Here is an 18,514-nt window from a genome sequence, read left to right on the forward strand (position 1 = left end):
ATCGGGCTCTCAAAAATCAGCTGTTGAATAGGGCGTTGAAGGCGCGGGCGCGGCGGGTCACTTCTTCGGCGCTCTCGGCGCCGAACAGGCCGTGGACCACCGCCAGCAGGTCGGCGCCGTGGTTCACCAGTGGCGCGGCGTTGTCCAGGGTGATGCCGCCGATCACGCAGATCGGCAGGTGCAGGCTGGCCCGGGCCTGGTCCAGCAGCTCCAGGCTGGCCGCAGGCGCGCCGGGTTTGGTGGTGGAATTGAAGAAACGGCCGAAGGCGACATAGCTGGCGCCTTCCTTGGCGGCTTGCTCGGCCAGTGGCAACTGGCTGTGGCAGGTGGCACCGATGATCGCCTGGCGGCCCAGCAAGGCTCGGGCCGGGGTCAATGGGCCATCAGTCTGGCCCAGGTGCACGCCGGCACCGATACGCGCCGCCAGCTCGGCATCATCGTTGATGATCAAACGGGTCTTGTAGCGCTCGCACAAGGCCAGCAGGGTTTCGGCTTCCCGCAGTCGGCGGGCCTGGTCGTCGCTTTTGTCGCGGTACTGCAACAGCGTGACACCGCCTTCCAGCGCCGCCTCCACGTACTTCAGAAACTTGCCGGCCAACAGTTGGCTGTCGGTGATGGCGTACAGACCACGTAGTTTCATTGAGCAGGCCTCATGACATTACGAGCAGAAATCCAGCGGCAAGCGGCGCGGAACGAACTGGCCACGGCCAAGCTGTTCGGCATCGCGCAGGGTGCGCCAGGTGTAATCCAGGGCGGACTTCACCGCACTGGCCAGGTGTTCACCTTGGGCCAGGCGGCCGGCCAGTGCGCTGGCCAGGGTGCAGCCGGAGCCGTGGTAGCTGCCCGGCAAGCGCTGGCAGGTATAGGTTTCGCGCAGGCCGTCACGGCTGTACAGGCGATTGTGGACTTCGTGTTCATCGCCGTGGCCGCCGGTGATCAGCAAATGCTTGACGAAGGGCAGGAGTTTTTCGGCGCATTGGTCGGCGCTGCCTTCAGGCAGTTCCGCGAGAATTCGGGCTTCGGGAAGGTTGGGGGTGGCAATGGTTGCCAGGGGCAGGAGGCGCTCGCGCATGGCGTAGCCGACTTCATCCTTGCCCAGCCGGCCACCGCCGCCGGCGCGCAACACCGGATCGCAGACCACTGGCAGGTGCGGGTGGGCCTGGAGCAGCTCGACCACGGTGTCGACCATTTCCAGGGAACCGAGCATGCCCAGCTTGACCGCCGCTACCGTGGAGTCGTTGAGCACCGCATTGGCCTGGGCCAATACCCACTCGCGATCCAGGACGCGGAAGTCGCTGACATTGACCGTGTCCTGCACGGTCAACGCGGTGACAGCCGGAGCTGCATGACAACCCTGAGCCAGCAGGGCTTCGATATCTGCCTGCAGGCCGGCGCCACCACTGGGGTCGTGGCCGGAGAGACAGAGGACAACGGGGCGAGAGCTGTAGATATTCATGGGCGGCGAGCTTACCACCAAACGTTTTTTTTCGCGGCGCTCGACATATAAGAGAGGGGCGATCTGGCGCCTGCCAGCCCACTTGACCGAAGCAACAGCTCTAGCCCGCTGGATTGCGCTGAAAGCCCCGTTCTAGAGCCTTTAGACTAAAACTTACAATGGTGTTCAATGGCCATCAGCGGCTATGCTAGAGTGGATTCAAATCAATAACAGGTCATGCCGGTTCTACGTCTGCTCAAGGGAAATGGGGGACTTCCTGACACCACCGGACAAGCCACGCTGGGGCTTTATGCACTATTTGCTGATGTTGCTGTTGAGCTTGCCGATGCTGGCTGGCGCCGCCGAGTTCGACGAGTTCACTCAACGCCTGCCCTTGGGCCGAGTGATGCAAGTACTCGAAGACGCGGGGGGTGAGGCGACCATTGCCGATGTCAGCTCGGGGCCTCTGGCTGAACAATTCAGACCCCACGACAAAGACACCCTCAACGCCGGTTATTCGCGCTCGGCGTTCTGGCTGAAGATCGACCTCGACTATCGCCCCGCCAACCCGAGCGCACAACGCAGCTGGTTGCTGGAGTTGGCCTATCCGCCTCTGGACCACCTTGAACTGTACGTCCCTGACGAGTCTGGTGGTTATCGCCTGGCGGGTCGTACCGGGGATGCCTTGCCCTTCGACAGTCGAGAGATTCGCCAGAACAACTACCTGTTCAACCTGAATTTTTCTCCCCACGAGCACAAGACCGTCTACCTGCGGCTGGCCAGTGAAGGCTCGATCCAGGCGCCGGTGAGCCTGTGGTCCAGCAGTGCTTACCTGGAAGCCCAGCCGGTGCGGTTGTATGTGCTCGGGCTGATTTACGGCGTGCTGCTGGGGATGCTGGTGTACAACCTGTTCATCTACCTCAGCGTGCGGGACACCAGCTACCTCTACTACATCGTCTATATCGCTTCCTTCGGTCTCTATCAGCTGTCGGTCAACGGCGCCGCAGTGGAGTACTTCTGGCCCGACAGCCCCTGGTGGGCCAATGCCGCGACACCGTTCTTCATCGGTTCGGCAGGTTTGTTCGGCAGCCAGTTCGCCCGCAGCTTCCTGCAGACTTCCCGCCACAGCCCCTGGGTCGACCGTGTGCTACTGGCCTTGATGGCCTTTGGCGCGTTGGTCATGGCGCTTTCACTGATGACCAGTTATGCCCTGGCATTGCGCCTGGCCACCACCCTGGCCCTGGTGTTCACCGTGGTGATCTACGTGGCCGGGATTGTCGCCTGGTGTCGAGGCCTGCGCGTGGCACGCTATTTCATCATCGCCTGGTCGGCCTTTTTGTTTGGAGGGGTGATCAACACCTTGATGGTGCTGGGTTACCTGCCGAATGTGTTCCTGACCATGTACGCCAGCCAGATCGGCTCGGCGATCGAAGTGGCGTTGCTGTCCCTGGCCCTGGCCGATCGCATCAATGCCATGCGTGAGCAACAGGCCCAGACACTGCTCGAAGCCGGGCAGAAGCTTGAAGTGTTGAACCAGCAACTGGCCCACAGCAACCGGCTCAAGGACGAATTCCTGGCCACCCTGACCCATGAGCTGCGGACCCCGATGAATGGCGTCATCGGCTCCCTGGAACTGATGCAGACCCTGGAACTGGATCCGGAGCTGGAGCAATACCAGCAGACAGCGGCCGGCTCGGCGCGGGACATGATGCGCATGGTCAACGGCATTCTGACCCTGACCGAGCTGCAGGCCGGCAAGCTCAGCGCCCAGCGTCAGCCGTTCAGCCTGCGCTCCCTGCTGACGACACTGCAGACCCAATACGGCGCCAGTGCCGCCGCCAAGTCGCTGGCTTTCCAGATTGACTTGAGCGCCGGGCTGCCCGATCGCTTGCAGGGCGACCGCTGCAAACTCAGCCATTGTCTGGAGTGCCTGCTGGACAATGCCATCAAGTTCACCCCTTCGGGCAGCGTGGTGCTGCGGGTGCTCACGCGTTCCGTGTCGGCGCAGCGGGTCAGCCTGAGTTTCGAGGTGATCGACAGCGGTATTGGCTTCGTCAACCTGGATGAAGCGACCCTGTATCAGCGTTTCTTCCAGCTCGATGGTTCCATGACCCGTGAATATGGCGGGCTGGGTATCGGCCTGGCGATCTGTCGGCAGTTGGTGGAGTTGCTGGGCGGGCAATTGACCCACGAATCCACGCCAGGCCGGGGCAGTTGTTTCCGCCTGCTGGTGGAGTTCGACGCCCAGGAACCCGCCCCGCGCTCGCCGGCGGCAGTGGCGCGACGCTTGCCCCGGGACTGCACCGTGCTGCTGGTGGACGACAACGACGTCAATCAGTTGGTGGTCAGGGGCATGCTGCTCAAGCTGGGCTACCAGGTGCGCACCGCCGGTAGCCCTACTGATGCCCTGCAATTGCTCGGGCGTGAGCTGGTCAGTGCGGTGTTGATCGATGGCGAGATGTCCACGGCGCAACTGGGGGCGTTTCGCTTGCAGGCCCAGGCGCTGCCCGGCTATTCCCAATTGCCCATCCTGCTGGCCTGCGTGCCCGGCAAAGAGGGCTGCCCGGCGGGGGCTGGCTCCGACTATCTGGCTAAACCGGTGAAGTTCGAGGCCTTGCAAACGGCATTGTCGAGATATGTGCTCTCTGTGGAACAGGGCGAAAGCGCCGACATTTAGGCAGGTATGCCACTTTGTTCGGGGTGGGGGCGGTGCTTAACTGGGGTCTTGGCACACCCTGAAGGAGCCCCGCGATGAACCTCCACCAGTTCGCTGAAACCCACGAAGTCACCAACCAGCCGCCAGCTTTGGACGGCGCCAATCTCTATCGGATCGACCTGCCGCTGCAGCAATGGATGCGCCGTTTCGATGCCGGTTGGGCCGAGTCGCGGGTCGACGCCTATGGCGCCCTGGCCGGTGGTCCGTTGATGGAGGCGGGGTTCCTGGCCAATCAGAACAAACCGGTATTTTCCAGCCACGACCGCTTTGGCCACCGGATCGATCTGGTGGAGTTTCATCCCGCCTACCACCAATTGATGCAGGCGGCGATCGAAGCCGGCCTGACCTCACTGCCCTGGACCGATCCGCAAGCGGGGGCCCACGTTGCCCGCGCCTCCATGACCTATCTGCACAGCCAGGCCGAGGCCGGCAGCGGCTGTCCGCTGACCATGACCTTCGCCTGTGTACCGGCCTTGAAGCTGCAACCGGATATCGCCGACCAGTGGCTGCCCAAGATCCTTGCCACCCGGTACGACCCGCGCAATGTCGGCATGCAACACAAGGCCGGGCTGACCATCGGCATGGCCATGACCGAGAAACAGGGCGGCACCGATGTGCGTGCCAACACCACCCGGGCCTACCCGGTGGGGGCTGGCGGCCCCGGGCAGGTGTACGAGCTGGTGGGCCACAAATGGTTCTGTTCGGCGCCGATGTGCGATGCCTTCCTGACCCTGGCCCAAACCGACAAGGGCCTGACCTGCTTCCTCCTGCCCCGGCACCGTCCCGATGACACGCGCAACCAGTTCTATATCCAGCGCCTGAAGAACAAGCTCGGCAACCTTTCCAACGCTTCCAGCGAAGTGGAGTTCCGCGGTGCCCTGGCCTGGATGATCGGCGAGGAAGGCCGCGGCGTGCCGACCATTATCGAGATGGTGGCCATGACCCGTTTCGATTGCATGGTCGGCTCCAGCTCCCTGATGCGCCAGGCTCTGACCCAGGCCAGCCATCACTGTGCCCATCGCACCGTGGGCGGGCGGGTGCTCAGCGAGCAGCCCCTGATGCAGAACGTGCTGGCCGACCTGGCCCTGGAAAGCGAAGCGGCCCTGGCCCTGAGCATGCGCATGGGGCGGGCCCTGGATCATCTGGACGATGCCCAGGAGGCGAAGTTTTCCCGGCTGGTGACGGCGGTGGGCAAGTACTGGATCTGCAAGCGGGCCCCGGCGATGATCAACGAGGCGGCGGAGTGCATGGGCGGTGCCGGTTACGTCGAGGACAGCATCCTGCCACGGCTGTACCGCGAGGCGCCGGTGAACTCCACCTGGGAAGGCTCCGGCAACGTGCAATGCCTGGATGTGCTGCGAGCCTTGTCGAAGGAGCCGGGCGTGCTGGACGCCTTGTTCGCCGAATTGGGCGATGGCCATGGCGACAAGCGCCTGGCCGCCCATATCAACGGGCTGAAGGAGAGCTTCAAGGACACCGGCGACATTCAATACCGTGCTCGTCAACTCACCGAGGACATTGCCCTGGGCCTGCAGGCCAAGCTCTTGCTGGAAGCCGGCAACCAGGTGGTCAGCGACGCCTTTATCGCCAGCCGCCTGGGCGGCCAGGGCGGGCGGGTCTACGGCACCTTGCCGCGTGGCCTGGACGTGGCAGCCATTGTCGCCCGCTCCTCCCCTCAGGGCTTCTGACCCTCCCTGGCGCCGGCTTCCCGGCGCCTGCGGTGATTACGCTGTTCCCGTGGGACGGTCTTGCAGGCAAGATGAATGCCTGCAAGTTCAGAACACAGGATGCTTATCGTGACCGAAGCTTTTATTGTCGTTCAAACCGCCGAGCAAGCCGTGGACCGGCTTGCCGCCCTGCATGAGCGGGCCACCACGGCGCTGAGCCAGGCGCTCAAGCGTTATCTCAAGGACCGGGTCGAGCCGGATGCCGAGCAAAGAGCACTGTTTCGCTACCCTGAGTTGCGCCTGACCTACCACTGCCATGGCGAAGTCCCACAGACCACAAGGGCCTATGCCAAGGTCCAGTTGCCGGGCACCTACAGTGTCACCGTGACCCATCCTGCAGCCTTCCGTAATTACCTGCTCGAACAATTGGTGCCGTTGATGCACGACTTCACCGTGACGGTGGAAGTGGGCGTCAGTGAGCAGAACATTCCTTATCCCTATGTCGTGGAGCAGGGCGACGAGCTGGCAGGTTCCGGCGTGACCGCTGCGGCGCTGGCGCGGGTGTTCCCGAGTACCGACCTGTCGGCCGCCACCGACGGCATCGCCGATGGCCTCTACGATTGGGAAAATACCCATCCGCTGCCCCTGGCGCTGTTCGATGCCGCGCGAGTGGATTTCTCCCTGCGGCGCCTGGTGCACTACACCGGTAGCGACTGGCGTCATGTGCAGCCGTGGATCCTGCTGACCAACTATCACCGCTATGTGGACCAGTTCATCGTTCATGGCCTGGAGCAGTTGCGCAGCGATCCGCGCTTTGTGCGCATGGTCCTGCCGGGCAACGTGATCATCGAGAAAAGCATGGATCACGGCGAGGCCTCGGCCATCGCCGCCGGTGTGGTCTGGCACCGCTACCAGATGCCGGCCTACCACTTGCAGGCCAGCGATGGCCACGGTGTGACCCTGGTGAATATCGGTGTCGGTCCGTCCAACGCCAAGAACATCACCGACCACCTGGCGGTGCTGCGTCCGCATTGCTGGCTGATGATCGGCCACTGCGGCGGCCTGCGGCAGTCCCAGACCATTGGCGACTACGTGCTGGCCCACGCTTATATGCGGCGCGACGGCATTCTCGACCGCGTGGTGCCGCCGAACATTCCGATTCCGGCCCTGGCCGAAGTCCAGTTGGCGTTGCAGCAGGCGGCGGCCAATGTCACCGGGGAAAAGGGCGAACAACTGAAGAAACGCCTGCGCACCGGCACCGTGCTGACTTACGACGACCGCAACTGGGAGTTGCGTTGGGCCGAGGAACGCCCGCTGATCAACCTGTCCCGGGCCGTGGCGGTGGACATGGAAAGCGGCACCATCGCCGCCCAGGGGTATCGCCTGCGGGTGCCCTACGGCACCTTGTTGTGTGTCTCGGACAAGCCATTGCACAGTGAAATCAAGTTGCCGGGCGCGGCCAACGCCTTTTATGAGCGTGCGGTCAGCCAGCATCTGAAGATCGGTATCGAAGCGGTGGACCTGATGCGCAGCGAGCTCAACTCCCTGCACTCGCGCAAACTGCGCAGCTTCGACGAGCCGCCTTTCCGCTAAGCGTTTAAGCCATGGTCATTTGGCGGTCAGGCCACTAGCATTGTCGGTCCTGATCGCTGAATGTTCCTGCTCCCATGTCCCGTCCGCCCCGTCCCGCTTCCCGCCGCCCTGGCGCCAAACCGTTTTCGTCCTCTCCCGCCAAGCGTGTGGCCAAGGCCGCGCCGGTCGAGCCGAAGCTGATCCTGTTCAACAAGCCTTTCGATGTGCTGACCCAGTTCAGCGATGGCGAGGGGCGGGCCACGCTCAAGGACTTCATTGCGGTCCCCGGGGTCTACCCGGCCGGGCGCCTGGATCGCGACAGTGAAGGGTTGCTGCTGTTGACCAATGACGGGCAGTTGCAGGCGCGCATCGCCGATCCCAAGCACAAGCTGGCCAAGACCTATTGGGTGCAGGTCGAGGGCGAGCCCAGTGCCGAGCAGTTGCAGCGCTTGCGCGAAGGTGTGCAGTTGAATGACGGCATGACCCTGCCGGCCGAGGCGCGCCAGCTCGAAGAACCGACGCTATGGCCGCGCAACCCGCCGGTGCGCTTTCGCAAGAGCGTGCCCACCAGTTGGCTGGAGCTGGTGATACGCGAGGGGCGCAACCGCCAGGTAAGGCGCATGACCGCTGCGGTGGGGCTACCGACCTTGCGCCTGGTGCGGGTCAGGATCGGCGACTGGACCCTGGACGGCCTGGAGCAGGGCCAGTGGAAAGAGGTGGCTGCGCGCTTATAAGGCGCCGGACTCGATCAGGCCGATCACCACGCTCTTGATGATGAAGGCTGCAACGCCCAGGCCCAGCACGAAGAACAGGATGAACGAGCCGAAGCGTCCGGCCTTGGACTTCTTGGCCAGGTCCCAGACGATGAAACCCATGAAAATGATCAGGATACTGACCAGGCCGGTCATCATCCACTCTTCGAATACTGCTGGGTCCATCACTCATCTCCAGTGCAGGCAGGGCAAAAAATGCCGGGCGAGTATACGCCAACGCCCGCGGCCCAAGCATTGATCTGCATGCGTTATGTCGCCACAGCGGGGGCCGGGATTCAGTTGCGCAGGTGGGTCAGCGGCAGTTCGGTGCTGTTGAGCACCTGATTGAGCACGAAGCTCGAACGCACGCTGGTCACGCCCTCGATACGGGTCAGATGGCCGAGCAGCAGCTTCTGGTAATGGTCCATGTCCGGTACCACCACCTTGAGCTGATAGTCGGCATCGACCCCGGTCACCAGGCTGCACTCCAGCACCTGGGGCAGGCTGCGGATCGCGGCTTCGAAATTCTCGAAGCGTTCCGGCGTGTGCCGGTCCATGCCGATCAGGACATAGGCGGTCAGGCTCAGACCGAGCATCTTGCGGTCCAGCAGGGCGACCTGGCGGGAAATGTAGCCATCGTCCTCCAGCTGCTTGACCCGGCGCGAGCAAGGGGAGGGCGACAGGCCGATGCGCTCGGCCAGTTCCTGGTTGGAGATACGGGCGTCGCGTTGCAACTCCGCCAAAATGCTCAGGTCGTAGCGGTCGAGTTTGCTCATCAATCAGGCCTTTGTCGTAACTATTGCGTTGAATTATCTATCTTGAGTTAAAAATTGCGCAAGTGGTGTTTTTACAAGCAATCTTCGCAATCCTCTGTCTTCGCTGCGCGCCTATTCTTATCACCAGAATCACTGCCCGGACATAGAGTCCACTGCGGCCCGCCGAATCAGGCCTGCCGCGGCCGCCAATCCCACAGGGTTGAGCCGGCCCCCGGGCTACACACTGTCCAGAAGACGGAGTGAGGTGAGCCGGCGTCAAAAGCGCCGAGCACGGACAAAATCTCAAAGGGCGGCCGACGGGCCGCCCTTTTTTATTGCCTGCGAAATAAGTCTCGTGACTGATAACCTGATGCAGAACCGCCCAGGGCTTTTTCAGTCTTATGTACAGGCCCCCCCTATCCGCAGTGAGGAATAGCATGAAGTCGCGCATCTGGCGTATGGCAGGTGTTGGTGTGTTGTGCCTGAGCGTCAACGCTCAGTTGCTCGCCGATGAGCGAGACGAGAATCGGCCGCCTGCGCAGCATGGCGCTCCCGGGGGCGAGCAGCGAGAGCATCAAGGCCAGGGCCGCCCGGAAAATGCCCCGCCGCGGCCCGCCAATGTTCCCAACCGTCCACCACCCAGTGCGCAGCCACAGCGGCCGCAGAATGAAATCATTCGCGGCGATAACAGCCGTCAGTTCGAGCACAACGGCCAGAACCCGGGAGGGCAGTGGCAGAACCGGCCTCAGCACGATCCCAATCAGCAGGTTCGCCCGGCCCCTGTGCCACAACCCCAGGTGCAGCAGCCGAACAACCTGCCGATCCAGGGCCGCCCCGACACCGTGCGCCAGACCCAGGAGCCACAGCGTGGCTACTATCAGGACATTCCCCGGCGCAACGACTACAACCAGCATTGGCAGGCTGGCGGCCCGGGCTCTCGGCCAGGTGGCGGCCATCCCAACGACTACCGCTGGCCGGGCCGCCCTGATGGCCATGGCAATGGCTGGGGCCCCGGGCCGCAGTACCGCCCCGGGTATGTGATCGACCGCTTCCCCGGGCGCAATGACCGGGTCGCCTATCGCGGCCAGGATTACTTTTTTTCCGGTGGTTACTGGTACCGCCCGCAAGGCCCGCGCTATGTGGTGGTGCGCCCGCCCTATGGCATTCGCGTGACGTACCTGCCCGACTATGCGCGGGAAGTCTGGATCGGCAGCGCGCTGTTCTTTCTGGCGGCAGGGGCTTACTACACCTACGAAGCCAACACCCAGCAGTACGTGGTGGTCGAGCCACCTGCCGGCGTGCCGGTTGCGGACCCGCAGCAGAGCGGCAATGGCTATGACGTGCTGGCCTACCCGGTCAACGGCCAGTCGCCGCAGCAGATCGACCAGGACCGTTACGACTGCTATCGCTGGGCGGTGCAGCAGAGCGGCTTCGATCCTGCGAGCGTGACCTATCAGCCGGCCCCGCAAGTGGTCCAGGCCTACCGCCAGGCCCAGGGCAACTGCTTGAGCTCACGGGGCTATCAGGTGACCTACTGAGCCCTGGCTGCCTTCACCACTTCCTGCGGGTCGGCGTGCACCAGCACTTCGGCCCGTGGATAGGCCTTCTGGATGGCATCGGCGGCCTGGTCGCTGATGCCATGGGCCACCGAAAGGGTCAGTTCCCCGGGTAATTCCAGGTGCAGTTGGACAAACCAGTGGCTGCCGGAAATCCGTGTGCGCAGGTCATGGGCCCCCAGTACTCCCGGCACACTGCACGCCAGCTCCAGCATGTGCTGGCTGACGTCCGGTGGCAGCTCCTGGTCCATCAGCACCGAGAAGCTCTCCCGGGCGATCTGGATCGCGCTCCAGAGAATGTAGACGGCAATCCCCAGGCCGAACCAGGCGTCCACCTGATGCAGGCCGAACGCCGCCAGCACCAGGGCCAGCAGGATGCTGCCGTTGAGCATCAGGTCGGAGCGGTAGTGCAGGGAGTCGGCGCGTACTGCATTGGAGCCGGTCGCCCGGATCACCCGGTGCTGCAGGAGCAGCAGGGCAATGGTCAGCGCCAGCGACAGGACGATCACCCCGATGCTCAGCCAGGGCGCGCCTACCGGTTCCGGATGTTGCAGGCGTTGCGCCGCCTGGAAGGCAATCAGAACCGCGCTGCCGGCGATGAACAATGCCTGGGCCATGCCCGCCAGGGACTCGGCCTTGCCGTGGCCATAGCGGTGGTCGTCGTCTGCCGGGCGCAGGGCGTAATGCACTGCCAGCAGGTTGAGCAGTGAGGTGAAACCGTCCAGCACCGAGTCGGTGAGCCCGGCGAGCATGCTCACCGAGCTGCTGAGCCACCAGGCGACAGCCTTGGTCACGATCAGTATGCCCGCCACGGTGACCGAGGCGCGGGTGGCCAGGCGCAGGAGGCGGGCGTGTTCCGAGTTGGCGGTCATTGATGGCGGGTTCCTGGGTAAAAGTGATCAGGCAGCAGGTTGCAGGCCGTACAGCGCCAGTTGTTGCACGCTGCCCTTGTGCTGGATCAGGCGTGGGTCATCCAGGGGGAAACTGCCCCCCAGTTCGCTTTCCAGGATGGCCTGCAGCTTGCGGTTGTCGACTTTACCGTCGGCGCCGATGGCCTGTTGCAGTTTTTCCGGCGCGATCTGCGCGGTCTTGCCCGGCTCCAGGTAGATGGCCCCGGTGGCGAAGTCGACGCCGAAGGCGATCAGCCCTGGGATCACGTAGAACAGCAGGCCAACGGCATCCAGCACAGCCACCAGGGGATCGATCTTGCCGTCGATCTGGCCGCGCCGGTCGGGGAAGAAGATCGAGCCGCAGGCGGTGAGTTGGGTCAGCAGGGTGGCCACCAGAACGCCGCCGATGACACGGTGGGAAATACGCATGGAAATCTCCTAGCAAGCACGAAAGCAACGAGGGATGAAGCGGGGTGTTGAGTCTTGTCGATCAGCACTCAGACCATGATTAACCCCAGGCAGTTCGCCGTTATACTCGCGCCTCTGTTTTGGAGCCAGCATGAATTCTTTGCCAATTGATGAAGTTTTGCCTGCACTGCGTACCGCCCTGGCGACACGCCATGAAGCGGTGCTCGAAGCCCCGCCCGGTGCCGGCAAGACGACCCGCGTGCCCCTGGCGCTCCTGGACCAGGACTGGCTGGCCGGACAGACCATCCTCATGCTCGAACCCCGGCGCCTGGCCGCCCGGGCCGCCGCCGAGCGCCTGGCCAGCGAGCTGGGAGAGAAAGTCGGCGAGACCGTGGGTTATCGCATCCGCCTGGACAGCAAGGTCGGCCCGCGTACCCGCATCGAGGTGGTCACCGAAGGCATCCTCACCCGGCGCCTGCAGGATGACCCGGCCCTGGAAGGCGTCGGCCTGCTGATTTTCGATGAATTCCACGAACGCAGCCTGGACGCCGATCTGGCCCTGGCCCTGAGCCTCAATGGCCGCGAGCTGTTTCGTGACGAGCAGCCACTGAAGATCCTGCTGATGTCGGCGACGCTGGAAGGCGAGCGCCTGTCGACCCTGCTCGGCGATGCGCCGATCCTGCGCAGTGAAGGGCGCATGTACCCGGTGACCCAGCGCTGGGGCCGACCCTTCCAGCCCGGTGAATTCATCGAGCCAAGGGTGGTGCAGACCGTGCTCGAGGCCCTCAACGATGAAAGCGGCAGCCTGCTGGTGTTCCTCCCCGGCCAGGCGGAGATCCGCCGGGTGCACCAGCAGTTGGCCGAAGCCCTGGGTGAGCGCAGTGAGATCCTGCTCTGCCCGTTGCATGGCGAGCTGGACCTGGCAGCCCAGCGCGCAGCCATCGACCCGGCGCCGTCGGGCAAGCGCAAAGTGGTGCTGGCCACCAACATTGCCGAAACCAGCCTGACCATCAATGGCGTGCGGGTGGTGGTGGATGCCGGGCTGGCGCGGGTGCCGCGTTTCGATCCCGGCAGCGGCATGACCCGCCTCGATACCCAGCGTATCTCCCGGGCCAGCGCCACCCAGCGCGCCGGGCGTGCCGGGCGTCTGGAGCCCGGCGTGTGCTACCGCTTGTGGTCGGCCGATCAACAGGAGCAACTGGCCGCCTATGCCAGTGCGGAAATCCTCCAGGCGGACCTGGCCGGATTGGCCCTGCAACTGGCGCGCTGGGGCGTGACGCCAAATCAACTGGTATGGCTGGACGCTCCCCCCAGTGCCGCTTATGCCCAGGCCCAGGACTTGCTGGTGCGCCTGGGGGCGTTGAATGACGATGGCAGCCTGACCCGCCACGGCCAGGCCATGGCCGAGTTGCCGGCTCACCCGCGCATTGCCCATCTGCTGCTGCGCGGCCAGTCCCTGGGGTTGGCGCCGATGGCTTGCGATGTCGCGGCGCTGCTGGGGGAGCGGGATATCCTGCGCGGCGCCGGCGCCGACCTGCACAGCCGCCTGGTGCTGCTTGGCGGGGAAGAGCGTGCCGCTCGCGGAGCCCAGGGCGGGGTGCAGCGTGCCCGACAACTGGCGCGCCAGTACCGGGGCTATCTGCGCGGGCAGCCCGAGGCTGCGGTGGCCGACCCCGAGCACCCGCGCTGGCTCGGCGCCCTGTTGGCCCTGGCCTATCCCGATCGGGTGGCCCAGCAGCGGCGCCCCGGCGGTGCCGAATACCGCCTGGCCAACGGTCGCGCGGCGCTGTTCAGCGAAACTGACAGCCTGATGAAGCAACCCTGGCTGGTGATCGCCGACCTGGGCAGCCGCCAGGGGCAGCGCGAGGAGCGCATCTACCTGGCGGCGGATTTCGATCCGGTGTTGTTCGATTCGGTACTGGCGGAGCAGGTGCGGCAAGTCGATCAGCTGGATTGGGACGAGCGCGAAGGCGTGTTGCGGGCCGAACGCCAGCGCAAGGTCGGCGAACTGGTGCTCAGCCGCGAACCGCTAAGCGGGCTGGATGAGTCCGCCCGCACCCAGGCCCTGGTCAATCTGGTCCGGCGCAAAGGCCTGGAGCTGCTGCCCTGGACCCCGGAGCTGCGCCAGTGGCAGGCCCGGGTAGCGTTGCTGCGCCAGCTGGACCTGGAGGCCACGGGCACCAGCCAATGGCCGGATGTCAGTGACGGGGCCTTGCTCAAGGGGCTGGAGCAGTGGTTGCAGCCCTACCTGGGCAAGGTCTCGCGGCTCAGCCACTTCGCCAACCTGGAACTGGCCGGAATTATCCACAACCTGCTGCCCTGGCCACTGCCTCAGCGCCTGGATGAGCTGGCCCCCCATCACCTGACGGTGCCTTCCGGGTCGTCGATTCGCCTGGACTACAGCGAGCATCCACCCATCCTGGCGGTACGCCTGCAGGAGCTGTTCGGCCTGGCGCAAACACCGCGCATTGCCGGTGGCCGCCAGGTGGTCAAGTTGCACCTGCTGTCTCCGGCACGACGTCCGGTACAGGTCACCCAGGATCTGGCGAACTTCTGGCGCAGCACCTACGCCGAGGTGAAAAAGGACCTCAAGGGCCGTTACCCCAAGCACTACTGGCCGGATGACCCGCTGATCGCCGAAGCCACGGCGCGGGTCAAACCGCGCAAATAACCCGAACTCCCGTGCTGCCCTGTAGCCGCTCTGGGGTTTATTGCGCCGGCAAGAGGAAGCGGGCCAGCACCGGCAGGTGGTCGGAGATGCGCAAGGTGTCGTCCTGGCGCACCCGGGATTCGACTCGCTTGAGCCGCGGGCTGTAGAACAGGTAGTCCACCGTGCGATCCGGGCCGTCGAGGCTCGGATCGTTGGGGTAGTGGGTCAGCCAATGTGCGCGGTCGACGCCGCTGGCCTGGGTGTTGCTGGGGATCATCGGGTATTTGTCCCACAGCAGGTGCAGCGGGCTGTCGGCACTGTAGGGCGCCCGTTGCACGTCGCTCAGTCGCTGGTACTGGCCCAGGGGCAACAGGTTGAAATCCCCGCCAATCAGCCAGGGCGTGCCGCGGCCTTCGAGTTTATCCAGGACTTTGCCAATGGCTGCGACCTGCCTTGATTGCGTCTGGCCAGGCGTGCGAGTACGTTCCAGATGGGTATTGAGCACCGCCACCTGGCCGCCGTCGTTCAGGGGCAGGTAGCTCAGCAGCAGGGCCTCCCTGGGCTGGAACTGCCGGCTGATGAAGCCGTGTTCGGCTGTGGGCAGTTGCAGGCGTTCGGCGTGATCGATGCGATAGCGGCTGAGGGTGGCCAGTTGTCGGCCGACACTGCCGAAAATATGCGGCGATGGTACGAAATCGGCTTTCCAGTCGTAAGCCTGGGTTCTGCAGGGGTAGAGATCGGTAAGGCGTTCCTGCAGGAGTTTGAGCTGGTCCTGGTAGGCGCTGGCCTTGGCACCGTTGTCCACTTCCTGCAGCAGCACCAGGTCCGGTTGTTCGTCGCGGATCACGCGAGCCACTTCGTCGAGGCTGAAGGCCATGTCCTCCAGGGTCGGCTGCTCGTCCTCGCCTTGTGCCTGGTCGTTCCAGAACACATAGCGCTTGCCCGCCAGGTACTGCAGGTTCCAGGTCATCACTTTCAGGGCCTGGCCCGGCACCAGCGGCGCGGCCTGGGCGCTGCAACTGACAGCGAGGCTTTCCTTGGCTTCCGGGCGCCAGGTCAGGCTGTAGACCAGCCCGGCCAGCACCAGACCGATCAACAACAGGCTCAACAGGGTGATGCGAAGTAGACGGATCATCGGCTCGGCTTATGGCGTTGCAGGATGGCCCCGGAGCATAACCGAGAGCACGGCCGTCACCCAAGGGGCAGAGCGGCCGGGGGAGGTTTTAGCGCTTGTCCGGCTGCTCGCTGATCAGCATGAACAGGCGGAACAGCACCACGCTGGTGAACAGCTGCAGGAAGCTGTAGGCGCTGTCGATGGCCAGGGACAGCAGCGGGTTCAGCGGTTCGGAATAGGCCGCTTCACTGGCACCCTTGAGCAGCCACAGCGGGGTCATTACCGCCAGGATGCACACCAGGATCCGCAGGAAGTGCCCACGGCTGAGGCGGAAACTTTCACTGATGGCCGCCAGCGGCGCCATGCCCTTGAGCACCAGCAGGTACTCGGCGAAAGCCAGTACCACCATCAGCCACAGCCCCGGCAGGAAATACAGCGACAACCCCAGCAGGATCAGCAGGGTGCTGACCGCCGTCAGCAGGGCAAAACGCGGCCACAGGGCCAGGGCCATGGCCAGCAGGTCCCGGGTACGTGGCGACTCGCCCCGGGTGCGGGCGTCGAGAAACAGGATCAGCGCACCGGTGTACAACGGATACACCAGAAGGCCCACCACCACGCTGTAGCCCGGGAAGGTATCGGGCCCCAGGGCGCTGTTGACCCCTTGTTGCAGCAAGGCTTCGAGAATCACCAGCGGCAGGCACAGCTGGGCGATCTGCCCGAGGTTGCGCTGGAAGAAATACAGAGAGTCACGCAGTACATCTAACGGATTCATTCGATGAGATCGCAGTTGAAGAAGCGGTTGCACACTTTAACCGATGCAGGCCCCGCCCGAGCAAACGTAAACCTTGGGTAAAGACCATTGAAAGTCGTCGCACCAGCCCCATAACTGGTGCGTACCACCGCTCTGTCCGAGCGGCGGACCAGATTTCTACCGGCAATCTAAAGAGGTCGCCATGAACAACCAAGAGCAAACCCTGATCGATGGACTGTTTTCACGGTTGCAGCAAGCCGAAACGGATTCAGCCCCGCGCGACGCCCAGGCAGAGGCGCGGATCAAGGAGCATCTGACCCGCCAGCCTGCGGCCGGGTATTTCATGACCCAGGCGATCCTGGTGCAGGAGGCCGCACTCAAGAGCCTCAACGAGCAGAACCAGCAGCTGACCCAGCAAGTCCAGCAATTGCAGGCTGACCTACAACAGGCCCGGGCCCAGGCCAGTGCTCCGGCACCGGCGGCTGGTGGCGGTTTCCTGTCGAGCATCTTCGGCGGTTCCCGCGAGCCACAGCCGGCACCGAGCCAGAGCGCGCCGCCGCCGTCGTCCGGTGGTGGCTGGCGTGAACCGGCGCGTTCTTCCTTTGGCGCCCCCGCGCAACAGAACTTCGGCGCGCCGCAGCAGAATTACGCCGCACCGCCACAGAACTATGCACCGCAGCAGGCACCGGCGGCGGGTAGCAGTTTCCTGGGCGGCGCCTTGAAAACTGCCGCCGGCGTTGCGGGCGGGGTCATGCTGGCCCAGGGCATCAGCAGCCTGTTCCACAACAACCAGCAGCCCCAGGAAATCGTCGAAGTCATCAAGGAAGAACCGGCGCCGGCCAGCGACAACAGCGGCTGGGGCAATGACGACCAGCGCCTGGCCAACAACGACTCCTGGGGCAACAACGACCAGGGTGGCTTCAGCAACGCCGACTACGACAACGACGACAGCTCGTTCTTCTCCGACGACGACTCCTTCGTCTGACCTGCGTCGGTCCGGGGCAGACACCTGCCCCGGACCGATTATTCGCGGAACAATCCCTGCGACTGGCATACTGGGCGACTTTTCGGGGCCCGAGGCCCGATCCAGCCCTTGCGCTGCTGCGCCATGAGGATTAGCGGTGAAGAAAATCGCTGTGTTCGCCGATGTCCAGAACCTCTACTACACCGTTCGTCAGGCCTATGGTTGCCACTTCAACTATGCGGCGCTGTGGGCGGATATCAGCAAGCAAGGGCAGATAGTCGAAGCCTATGCCTATGCCATCGACCGTGGTGACAGCAAGCAACAGCAGTTCCAGCAGATCCTGCGCAACCTGGGCTTCACGGTAAAACTCAAGCCCTACATCCAGCGCAGCGACGGCTCGGCCAAGGGCGACTGGGACGTGGGCATCACCATCGACATCATGGACGCTGCGGCCCATGTCGACGAAGTGGTGCTGGCTTCCGGCGACGGTGATTTCGACCTGCTGCTGGAGCGCATCATCCACAAGCACGGGGTCAGCGCGGTGGCCTATGGCGTGCCGGGGCTGACCGCCAATTCGCTGATTCGCGCGGCTACGCGCTATGTGCCGATCGAAGGCGCCTTGCTGCTTAAAAGCTGATCAATTTTCATACGGAGCAGGACAGGTTTGGAACGCATTGCCGTCATCGACTTTGAAACCACCGGGATCTCCCCGAGCAGCAGTTGCCGGGCCACGGAAATAGCCGTGGTGATCCTTGAGCAGGGGCGCATCGTCGAGCGTTACCAGAGCCTGATGAACGCCGGCGTGCGGGTGCCGGCCTTTATTGAGCAACTGACCGGCATCAGCAATGCCATGCTGCGCAGCGCGCCGCCGGCGGAGCAGGTGATGAACGAGGTCAACGAGTTCGTCGGCATCACGCCGTTGCTGGCGCACAACGCGGCCTTCGACCAGAAGTTCTGGGATTTCGAGCTGGGCCGGATCAAGCGCACCCGCCTGCAGAACTTCGCCTGTTCCCTGCTGCTGGCGCGGCGCCTGATGCCGGCGGCTCCTAATCACAAGCTGGGCACCCTGACTTCATTCGCCGGCCTGCCGCACACCGGCCAGGCTCACCGGGCCATGGCCGATGCGGAAATGGCAGCCAACCTGGTGGCCCACCTGGCCGGCGAACTGAGGCACAAGCATGGCCTGCGCGAGCTGTCCCATGACTTCCTGTGCAAACTGCAGAAGGTTCCCGCGGCCAAAGTCCCCGAACACCTCAAGCGCCACCGCGGGTTCTGAGCCCCGAG

At 64.1% G+C, this 18,514-nt stretch carries 17 protein-coding genes; 9 read left to right on the plus strand and 8 right to left on the minus strand.

From position 1 onward, the window contains the following. Window positions 1-16 precede the first annotated feature (16 nt). Window positions 17-640 (minus strand): thiamine phosphate synthase, encoded by a 624-nt coding sequence (thiE, locus tag BM382_RS29700; protein WP_011063646.1) that lies wholly within the window; start codon window positions 638-640, stop codon window positions 17-19. Window positions 641-658: 18 nt separating this feature from the next. Next, the gene (locus BM382_RS29705) at window positions 659-1,456 is read right to left on the minus strand and encodes a hydroxymethylpyrimidine/phosphomethylpyrimidine kinase (protein ID WP_011063645.1); all 798 of its coding nucleotides are present in this window, start codon (window positions 1,454-1,456) and stop codon (window positions 659-661) included. 289 nt (window positions 1,457-1,745) lie between these two features. Here BM382_RS29705 and BM382_RS29710 point away from each other — a divergent pair, with 289 nt between their 5' ends. From BM382_RS29710 to BM382_RS29725, 4 genes are all read left to right on the plus strand, one after another. Continuing rightward, entirely contained in the window at window positions 1,746-4,112 is a 2,367-nt protein-coding gene (locus tag BM382_RS29710) for a hybrid sensor histidine kinase/response regulator (RefSeq protein WP_053160197.1), read from the plus strand. 74 nt (window positions 4,113-4,186) lie between these two features. Continuing rightward, window positions 4,187-5,839 carry an acyl-CoA dehydrogenase family protein gene (locus BM382_RS29715; RefSeq protein ID WP_072444935.1) on the plus strand — a complete coding sequence of 551 codons (1,653 nt, stop codon included), beginning with the start codon at window positions 4,187-4,189 and terminating at the stop codon, window positions 5,837-5,839. Between the two features lie 99 nt (window positions 5,840-5,938). Beyond that, the gene (gene amn / locus BM382_RS29720) at window positions 5,939-7,411 is read left to right on the plus strand and encodes an AMP nucleosidase (protein ID WP_015637154.1); all 1,473 of its coding nucleotides are present in this window, start codon (window positions 5,939-5,941) and stop codon (window positions 7,409-7,411) included. Window positions 7,412-7,557: 146 nt separating this feature from the next. Continuing rightward, a complete protein-coding gene (locus tag BM382_RS29725; RefSeq protein ID WP_161466734.1) occupies window positions 7,558-8,124 on the plus strand; it encodes a pseudouridine synthase in 567 nt (188 codons plus the stop codon). On the opposite strand, the gene BM382_RS29730 is transcribed toward BM382_RS29725, so the two are convergent. Continuing rightward, complete coding sequence (locus BM382_RS29730) at window positions 8,119-8,328, minus strand: DUF2788 domain-containing protein (RefSeq protein WP_003228500.1); 210 nt, start codon at window positions 8,326-8,328, stop codon at window positions 8,119-8,121. The two genes, BM382_RS29725 and BM382_RS29730, sit on opposite strands and share 6 nt — an antisense overlap. Window positions 8,329-8,438: 110 nt before the next feature. Continuing rightward, the gene (locus BM382_RS29735; RefSeq protein ID WP_011063640.1) at window positions 8,439-8,918 is read right to left on the minus strand and encodes an Lrp/AsnC family transcriptional regulator; all 480 of its coding nucleotides are present in this window, start codon (window positions 8,916-8,918) and stop codon (window positions 8,439-8,441) included. A 416-nt stretch (window positions 8,919-9,334) separates the two neighbouring features. On the opposite strand from BM382_RS29735, the gene BM382_RS29740 reads away from it, so the two are divergent. Beyond that, window positions 9,335-10,435, plus strand: coding sequence for a DUF6515 family protein (locus BM382_RS29740; protein WP_011063639.1), 1,101 nt, complete (start codon window positions 9,335-9,337; stop codon window positions 10,433-10,435). Here BM382_RS29740 and BM382_RS29745 read toward each other — a convergent pair. Next, the gene (locus tag BM382_RS29745) at window positions 10,429-11,325 is read right to left on the minus strand and encodes a cation diffusion facilitator family transporter (RefSeq protein WP_072444937.1); all 897 of its coding nucleotides are present in this window, start codon (window positions 11,323-11,325) and stop codon (window positions 10,429-10,431) included. The two genes, BM382_RS29740 and BM382_RS29745, sit on opposite strands and share 7 nt — an antisense overlap. Window positions 11,326-11,352: 27 nt before the next feature. Continuing rightward, entirely contained in the window at window positions 11,353-11,772 is a 420-nt protein-coding gene (locus BM382_RS29750) for a hypothetical protein (RefSeq protein ID WP_011063637.1), read from the minus strand. Between the two features lie 130 nt (window positions 11,773-11,902). Here BM382_RS29750 and hrpB point away from each other — a divergent pair, with 130 nt between their 5' ends. Beyond that, a complete protein-coding gene (hrpB, locus tag BM382_RS29755; protein WP_019093825.1) occupies window positions 11,903-14,422 on the plus strand; it encodes an ATP-dependent helicase HrpB in 2,520 nt (839 codons plus the stop codon). Window positions 14,423-14,459: 37 nt separating this feature from the next. On the opposite strand, the gene BM382_RS29760 is transcribed toward hrpB, so the two are convergent. Together BM382_RS29760 and BM382_RS29765 are read right to left on the minus strand one after the other, a co-directional pair. Continuing rightward, window positions 14,460-15,536: an endonuclease/exonuclease/phosphatase family protein gene (locus tag BM382_RS29760; protein ID WP_072444939.1), complete on the minus strand. Its 1,077-nt coding sequence runs from the start codon at window positions 15,534-15,536 to the stop codon at window positions 14,460-14,462. Window positions 15,537-15,624: 88 nt separating this feature from the next. After that, on the minus strand, window positions 15,625-16,287 hold the full coding sequence (locus BM382_RS29765) for a YciC family protein (RefSeq protein WP_011063634.1): 663 nt from the start codon (window positions 16,285-16,287) through the stop codon (window positions 15,625-15,627). Window positions 16,288-16,468: 181 nt separating this feature from the next. Here BM382_RS29765 and BM382_RS29770 point away from each other — a divergent pair, with 181 nt between their 5' ends. The 3 genes from BM382_RS29770 to BM382_RS29780 all read left to right on the plus strand — a co-directional run bounded on the left by BM382_RS29770 (window position 16,469) and on the right by BM382_RS29780 (window position 18,506). Continuing rightward, entirely contained in the window at window positions 16,469-17,251 is a 783-nt protein-coding gene (locus BM382_RS29770; RefSeq protein ID WP_053154073.1) for a DUF2076 domain-containing protein, read from the plus strand. Between the two features lie 136 nt (window positions 17,252-17,387). After that, window positions 17,388-17,867: an NYN domain-containing protein gene (locus BM382_RS29775; protein WP_011063632.1), complete on the plus strand. Its 480-nt coding sequence runs from the start codon at window positions 17,388-17,390 to the stop codon at window positions 17,865-17,867. A 27-nt stretch (window positions 17,868-17,894) separates the two neighbouring features. Continuing rightward, a complete protein-coding gene (locus BM382_RS29780) occupies window positions 17,895-18,506 on the plus strand; it encodes a 3'-5' exonuclease (protein ID WP_011063631.1) in 612 nt (203 codons plus the stop codon). Window positions 18,507-18,514 lie beyond the last annotated feature (8 nt).

It is taken from the genome of Pseudomonas sp. NFPP25 (assembly GCF_900116505.1).
GTDB lineage: Bacteria > Pseudomonadota > Gammaproteobacteria > Pseudomonadales > Pseudomonadaceae > Aquipseudomonas > Aquipseudomonas protegens.

Coding starts and splice junctions, on each gene's coding strand:
- thiE (WP_011063646.1), bottom strand. CDS start 640: ATGAAACTACGTGGTCTGTACGCCATCACCGACAGCCAACTGTTGGCC.
- BM382_RS29705 (WP_011063645.1), bottom strand. CDS start 1,456: ATGAATATCTACAGCTCTCGCCCCGTTGTCCTCTGTCTCTCCGGCCAC.
- BM382_RS29710 (WP_053160197.1), top strand. CDS start 1,746: ATGCACTATTTGCTGATGTTGCTGTTGAGCTTGCCGATGCTGGCTGGC.
- BM382_RS29715 (WP_072444935.1), top strand. CDS start 4,187: ATGAACCTCCACCAGTTCGCTGAAACCCACGAAGTCACCAACCAGCCG.
- amn (WP_015637154.1), top strand. CDS start 5,939: ATGCTTATCGTGACCGAAGCTTTTATTGTCGTTCAAACCGCCGAGCAA.
- BM382_RS29730 (WP_003228500.1), bottom strand. CDS start 8,328: ATGGACCCAGCAGTATTCGAAGAGTGGATGATGACCGGCCTGGTCAGT.
- BM382_RS29735 (WP_011063640.1), bottom strand. CDS start 8,918: ATGAGCAAACTCGACCGCTACGACCTGAGCATTTTGGCGGAGTTGCAA.
- BM382_RS29740 (WP_011063639.1), top strand. CDS start 9,335: ATGAAGTCGCGCATCTGGCGTATGGCAGGTGTTGGTGTGTTGTGCCTG.
- BM382_RS29745 (WP_072444937.1), bottom strand. CDS start 11,325: ATGACCGCCAACTCGGAACACGCCCGCCTCCTGCGCCTGGCCACCCGC.
- BM382_RS29750 (WP_011063637.1), bottom strand. CDS start 11,772: ATGCGTATTTCCCACCGTGTCATCGGCGGCGTTCTGGTGGCCACCCTG.
- hrpB (WP_019093825.1), top strand. CDS start 11,903: ATGAATTCTTTGCCAATTGATGAAGTTTTGCCTGCACTGCGTACCGCC.
- BM382_RS29760 (WP_072444939.1), bottom strand. CDS start 15,536: ATGATCCGTCTACTTCGCATCACCCTGTTGAGCCTGTTGTTGATCGGT.
- BM382_RS29765 (WP_011063634.1), bottom strand. CDS start 16,287: ATGAATCCGTTAGATGTACTGCGTGACTCTCTGTATTTCTTCCAGCGC.
- BM382_RS29770 (WP_053154073.1), top strand. CDS start 16,469: ATGAACAACCAAGAGCAAACCCTGATCGATGGACTGTTTTCACGGTTG.